Genomic DNA, 5,261 nt, shown 5'->3' with positions numbered 1-5,261 from the left:
GGGTAAGGGGCATAGCTGCGCTATGCCCCTGTACACATCGCTGCGCTCTGTGACGAGACGATGCGTGCCGCTTCGCGGCCCGCCGTCCGGCGCCGTTGCCGCTTTGCGGCAGGCGCGGCGGTGCCGGTGATGGGGGAGGGGGACTACTAGAGAACCGGCAATTCTGGGTCCCCCTTGGTACAAACTGGAGGGCGTTTTCGCAGGTCAGAGGTGGGGGACCCTACCGGCAATCTCGGGTCCCCCTTGGTACAAAATTGTGGATGACGAGGGGCTCGAAACTGGTGTTTTCGCAGGTCAGGAGGGGGGGACCCGAACCGGCAATTCAGAGTCCCCTTACCGGCCAGTAGGCCCCGGAATTGTGCGATCCAGGTGCGATCCGCGTGCGTTTCGATGTGCGTTTGCCCGTTGCCTGTGGATAACTCGGGACTTCGGGGGGGGGGGGGGACTTTGAGTTGCCGGTTCGGATCCTGCGTCCGGGCGTGGTGCGGTGAATCGGGGTGCCGGTGTTGGGGGTGGCACCTACGCTCGATGGCTCGGTGATCACGGGCGGGGGTGCGTGATGGGAGATCGGGAGCGGGACGAGGCGCACGCGTTCGCGGTGACGGTGGGTCTGCTGCTGCTGATCGGGGGCGTGCTGCTGATGCGTCAGCTATGGGGGGTATGGGCTGCTTTCGCTCTGGCTGCGGCTCCGGTGCTGGCGTGCTACCTCGGGCCGCCGATCGCCCGCGAGGTAGCCGTGCGCCGATTCGCTCGCCAGCTGCGCCGCAGATAGGCCTGAGAGCCCCTCAGCGCTCCCCCGGCGGCCCCACCTGTCGGGAGGTGAGGTGCGGGGGCGTCAGCGAGGCGCACAGCGGCCCGCGGTGAAAGGGCCGGCTGACGCTTCGGGCGGGTCCGCCCGAAGCGAGGGCGCTCTGGTGGTGTACTTCCGGGGTACGGAAGTGCCGGAGTTACAGAGTTCGGAGGTTGATGGTGGGACGCAGCAGACGCGTGGCAGCGGGCAATAACAAGGGCGGGGTGGGCAAGAGCGCGTGGGTGGTGAACACGGCGGCGGCGCTGGCGGATGCCGGGCGCCGGGTCCTGGTGGTGGATCTGGATCCGCAGGCGAACACCTCGCGGCGGCTGGCGCGGCCCTACCGGGTGGACCAGGCCGCCACGGTCTCGGTGAGCGAGGTGGTCCGCAGCGGGCAGGCTGGCGCGGCGGCGGACGGAATCGTGCCGTGTGGCTGGGAGGGGCTGTACGGGATGCGGATCGATGTGCTCCCGGCCCGCTTCGATCTGGAGAACCGCATCGCGGAAGCGGCGGTGATGGGCGCTCGCGGGCGGCTGGCGCGCGCTTTGGAGGGGGTTGATGAGGCGCACGACGTGACGCTGATCGACTGCCCGCCCTCGCTGGGGCACCTGACGCAGCTCGGCCTCGCCGCGGCTGACTGGGCGGTTGCCCTGGTGGAGCCGGAGTACGACGGGGTGGAGGGCGCCACCCGCTTTCGGGACTTCGTCCAGGATCCGCAGACGCTCGCCGAGCTGGCGAACGCGGAACTGCGGTTCCTCGCGGCGATCCCCTCCAAGGTCGATGGGCGGCTGGCCGGCCACGCGCACCACCTCACGAGCCTGCCGGCCATCTTCGGGCCGGATCGGGTCTGGGACGCGATTCCGGAGCGATCGGTGGTCAAGGACGCGGCGGACGAAGGCATGCCGCTGTCCGCTCTGGGCGCCCGGGGCAAGGAGATGCGCGACGTGTACGCGGCGGGCGCCGAGCGGCTGTGGAAGGCGATCGCATGACCCGGATCAAACGCTCCACGGTGCCGTCCGAGTCACCGATCCGTCAGCCATTGGTGCCAGAGGTCGAACAGCTGGTGGGCAGCATCTCCGCTCCTGAACAGCCAAAAGCCGAGCCAACTTCGGAACTCCCGGACTCCCGGACTTCTGAAGTTACAAAGTCCGAGAGTTCGGAAGTCTCGGACTCTCAGGGTTCGGCAGACGGGCCGAAGTGGCAGAGCCTGGAGCGCAAGGAGACGCGTCTGCGGACGGACCAGCTCGCCGAGCTGGCGGCACTGCGCCGCAGGGTGTCCGGGCAGCGCCGGAACCGCTCGGAGATCATCACGGACAACACCTTGATCCGGGTTGCGGTCGACCTGCTCCTGACGCGCGCCGGACGGCTCCGCGGGGACACGGAGGCCGAACTCCTCGCCTCGCTGGCCCCGCGCCGCCGGACTCAGGACTGACAGACTCCCGCAGTTCCGGACTCTGTAAGTCTGGTGGGTCGGGGTGCAGAGCTGTCGCCAATTGGCGACGATGGGGGGACCTGCGATGAACCGGGGCCCGCACGACGGTGCGGGCCCCATCCTTGTTCCGTCTACCGGTCCTGCTCGTTGAACAGCCGGTCCTCATGGCGCCAGCGCTGCCGCATCACCGGCCCAGAGAGCACCGCATAGACCATGGTGGCGGTCGCGAGGTAGACCGCCGCATCGACCGGCCAGGGGTACCGGCCCCCGGCCGCGAGGGCCAGGGTGAGTACCACGAGCACGGCGGCCGCCGTGGGCAGTGCCCACGGGGCGAGCTTGCACCAGCGGCACCGGCACTGTGCGGTCTGCCTCGTGCTGTCGGCCGGCGCTTCAGCCGGCTCTCCATCTGTGCTCACAGCTCCCCCAGCTCGATGTAGTCGACATCGGTGAGCGTTACGTCGAGTCCTTGAGCGCGGCGGCCCCGGTCCTGGAAGTACGAGTACCCCAGCCCCTGCCCGACCAGCTCTTGCAGCTGCTCCTCATCTCCGGAGCGCCACGCCTCCCAGATCCTCCCGCTCACGTCCGGCGGCAGCGTCTCGGTGATCCGCCGCATCCGGCCGTCGTCGGTGGTGCCAGGCGCGGCGGTGAACCCGAACCGCGCCCGGGTCTCCACCACCAGGCCGTCCCGGGCGGAACGGCGCTGTGCCTCGGCGGTGACCCGGGGCTGCCAGTCGCGGGCCGCCTCCCGCTCCAGTGCGGCGGCACGCTTGCCGGTCGGCTGCTGCTCGCCCTTCGCCCAGCGCTGGACGGTGCGCTGGCTGACGCCCAGCCGGTCAGCCACGGCGCGGGTGCTGCCCTTCTCGCGCTTGAGCAGGAACCGCAGCCGAGCCCCTGCGGACTTCGGCAGCGGGCGCGTCCACGCTGCCTGTGCGGCGCGACTGAGCGCGTCTCCGATGATCCCCATGTCCGTCTCCCCCTCAGAACGGTGCAGGTGCTGCTGCCTGGCGGCAGTCTCGGCAGGTGCTCACTCCGGCCACGCCCCGAACGGCACGCCCGCAGTTCCCGGCGCAATCCACGATCGCCAGCGGGCCCCGTCCGCCAGTCACCTCCTGCGCTGTGGCGACCGGCGGCTCTCCCCGGACCGGCAGCAAGGACTGCGCGAGCGCGTACGGGTGGCTGACGTGCTCGGTCGGCGGGATGCGATCGAGTCGGCCCAGTAGCTCGGCGGCCGTCCAGCCGTTGGTCATCAGGTGGGCGATGTGGCGCCGGGTGCGCTCGTGCTGAGCGTCGGTCAGTCCAGCCAGCCACCAGACCTGATCCATCAGGTCCACGGCCGCGCCCTCCGCCCAGGGCAGGTCTGCCCACTCCTCGGGCACGTCGGGCAGGCGGATCAGGCCGGACAACAGGGTGTAGCGGTCCGGCAGTCCCCGGACCCGGCCGCGCCGGTCCCAGCGCACCAGCTGGTCATCCTCCAGGTGCCCCCGGTGGGTGCGCAGGGTGCGCACGCTGATCCCGAGGGCCCGGGCCAGATCCTCCTGCCGCTCCTGCCCGGTCCAGTCGGCACCGGCATGGAGCGCCAGCGCGGCCAGCAGACGGCAGCAGGTGCGGTCGCGGGTCTGGATGGACGCGGCCCACTCCGCAGGGCTCGGCGAGGTGGGCAGGGGGCGGGCCCGGCCGACGCTGGCGCCCGGCAGAGGCGTCCGGCGGTCCACATCAATGCGCCCAGCGGTGACCAGCTCGGTGAGGTGGCGGCGCAGGACGCGCGGCACCAGCCCCACACGCTCCGCCAGCACGGCAGCGGGCAACGAGGTACCGGGGGCAGTGGTCAGTTCGTGCTCAACCAGCTCGCCGAAAATCCGGCGGCAGGACGCGCAGTCATCAGGTGACGGGTGCGCCATGTGGGGCCTCTCTCTGGCCCGCCCGGTGTCCGGTCGAAAAACCGACCGCTACACTCAGAACGAGCCTTGGCAAGGGCCAGCGGAAAGCCGTTCACCTCCGAGAGCGCCAACTCTCGGGCAACTGGTGGGTGGCTTTTCTGCTGTCTGTCTGGATCTTGTGCGGGACAGGCTACGCCCAGTCAGGGCGTCGCCGGGACGCGGATTCCGCGTACTGAAATAACGCTCGGGTCTCAGTCGGTCTGTAGCGGGATTGACGAGTCCTGGTTGAGGTCCTGGTGCAACTCGTCGGCGGCGTCTGCGATCCATCGCGCCAGGTCTGCGGCCCGCAGGTACTGACTCCCCCGCAGGCTCGCGGTGGGGACCGTGGCCCGCAGGTCGCGGCCCAGCGCGCTGAGCTGGTCAATCACACCCAGCACCTCTGCGAGCGACGCGTCCCCGGCGAACGGCAGGTCGGCATGCCCGGGGGGAGCCACATTGTGTCGCTGGTAGTCCATCTGGTCAGACACCCCCCTTGCCGCCCTTGAGCTTGGGCAGGCCCGCCTCATCGAACCAGCCGTAGACAACGGCTGTGCTCACCTTGCTGAGCTGCTGAATGCGGGAGCGCGGGGCATCGATTCGCGCGGCCGCAAGGGCGGCTTCCTTGATCTGTGGCAGTAGCGCCTTGGCGTCGGCGAGCAGTTGGGCGCGCTGGGTGCCCAGTTCCGCCACGCGCGCCAGCGCCTCGGCCTGCGCTTTCTCGGGAATTTCCATGCTGCACAGCATAGCTCACGCAACGCCCACTGAAGCAGGGTTGTTTACCGAGAAGTTCTGTGTCATGGTTGGCCAGTCGCCAGCCGGACCGGCTGAAACGGCATCAATCGCCATGAAAGGAAATGCACATGAGGATCCGGAAGAGCCCGTCTTCGGCGTCGATCGAGCACAGCCGGACGCAGTCCACTGAGGACCTGCGCTATGAGTACGAGCTGATCAAGCGGACGCGGACCCCGATGGACGTGGACGCGATCGCCGATCAGAACGACATCGCCCGCGAGCTGGAGCGGCGCGGCGAGCTGTAGTCGGCTGGCGTAGCCCGTCGTGGGGGGGGCCCGGGGCGGGGGGGTGGTGGGGTGGGGGCGTGCGGCGGGGCGCGTGACTCCTCCGG

8 protein-coding genes are annotated in these 5,261 nt (G+C 69.9%); 3 read left to right on the top strand and 5 right to left on the bottom strand.

Going from position 1 to position 5,261, the window contains the following annotated elements; translation table 11 throughout:
* Positions 1-966 precede the first annotated feature (966 nt).
* Positions 967-1,779, top strand: a complete 813-nt coding sequence (locus ACFC0G_RS39565; protein ID WP_375852391.1) for a ParA family protein — start codon at positions 967-969, stop codon at positions 1,777-1,779.
* Positions 1,776-2,222 (top strand): hypothetical protein, encoded by a 447-nt coding sequence (locus ACFC0G_RS39560; protein WP_375847184.1) that lies wholly within the window; start codon positions 1,776-1,778, stop codon positions 2,220-2,222. Before ACFC0G_RS39565 ends, ACFC0G_RS39560 begins: the two co-directional genes overlap by 4 nt.
* A 131-nt stretch (positions 2,223-2,353) precedes the next feature.
* Here ACFC0G_RS39560 and ACFC0G_RS39555 read toward each other — a convergent pair whose 3' ends face one another.
* The 5 genes from ACFC0G_RS39555 to ACFC0G_RS39535 all read right to left on the bottom strand — a co-directional run bounded on the left by ACFC0G_RS39555 (position 2,354) and on the right by ACFC0G_RS39535 (position 4,870).
* Positions 2,354-2,638, bottom strand: coding sequence for a hypothetical protein (locus ACFC0G_RS39555; RefSeq protein WP_375869836.1), 285 nt, complete (start codon positions 2,636-2,638; stop codon positions 2,354-2,356).
* On the bottom strand, positions 2,635-3,186 hold the full coding sequence (gene tpg / locus ACFC0G_RS39550) for a telomere-protecting terminal protein Tpg (protein WP_375847186.1): 552 nt from the start codon (positions 3,184-3,186) through the stop codon (positions 2,635-2,637). The genes ACFC0G_RS39555 and tpg overlap by 4 nt, the downstream gene beginning before the upstream one ends.
* A gap of 13 nt (positions 3,187-3,199) precedes the next feature.
* Complete coding sequence (locus ACFC0G_RS39545) at positions 3,200-4,120, bottom strand: hypothetical protein (protein ID WP_375847187.1); 921 nt, start codon at positions 4,118-4,120, stop codon at positions 3,200-3,202.
* Positions 4,121-4,350: 230 nt separating this feature from the next.
* On the bottom strand, positions 4,351-4,614 hold the full coding sequence (locus ACFC0G_RS39540; protein WP_375847188.1) for a hypothetical protein: 264 nt from the start codon (positions 4,612-4,614) through the stop codon (positions 4,351-4,353).
* A 4-nt stretch (positions 4,615-4,618) separates the two neighbouring features.
* Complete coding sequence (locus tag ACFC0G_RS39535; protein ID WP_376085935.1) at positions 4,619-4,870, bottom strand: hypothetical protein; 252 nt, start codon at positions 4,868-4,870, stop codon at positions 4,619-4,621.
* A 128-nt stretch (positions 4,871-4,998) separates the two neighbouring features.
* Here ACFC0G_RS39535 and ACFC0G_RS39530 point away from each other — a divergent pair, with 128 nt between their 5' ends.
* A complete protein-coding gene (locus ACFC0G_RS39530; RefSeq protein WP_376085933.1) occupies positions 4,999-5,175 on the top strand; it encodes a hypothetical protein in 177 nt (58 codons plus the stop codon).
* Positions 5,176-5,261 lie beyond the last annotated feature (86 nt).

Source organism: Streptomyces sp. NPDC056169 (assembly GCF_042268445.1).
Taxonomy (GTDB): Bacteria; Actinomycetota; Actinomycetes; order Streptomycetales; family Streptomycetaceae; genus Streptomyces.
This window is presented reverse-complemented; position numbering and strand designations above follow the sequence as displayed.

Bases quoted from the DNA above. Each gene is read 5' to 3' on its own strand.
- ACFC0G_RS39535 (WP_376085935.1), bottom strand. From the start codon at position 4,870: ATGGAAATTCCCGAGAAAGCGCAGGCCGAGGCGCTGGCGCGCGTGGCG.
- ACFC0G_RS39560 (WP_375847184.1), top strand. From the start codon at position 1,776: ATGACCCGGATCAAACGCTCCACGGTGCCGTCCGAGTCACCGATCCGT.
- ACFC0G_RS39545 (WP_375847187.1), bottom strand. From the start codon at position 4,120: ATGGCGCACCCGTCACCTGATGACTGCGCGTCCTGCCGCCGGATTTTC.
- tpg (WP_375847186.1), bottom strand. From the start codon at position 3,186: ATGGGGATCATCGGAGACGCGCTCAGTCGCGCCGCACAGGCAGCGTGG.
- ACFC0G_RS39540 (WP_375847188.1), bottom strand. From the start codon at position 4,614: ATGGACTACCAGCGACACAATGTGGCTCCCCCCGGGCATGCCGACCTG.
- ACFC0G_RS39565 (WP_375852391.1), top strand. From the start codon at position 967: ATGGTGGGACGCAGCAGACGCGTGGCAGCGGGCAATAACAAGGGCGGG.
- ACFC0G_RS39530 (WP_376085933.1), top strand. From the start codon at position 4,999: ATGAGGATCCGGAAGAGCCCGTCTTCGGCGTCGATCGAGCACAGCCGG.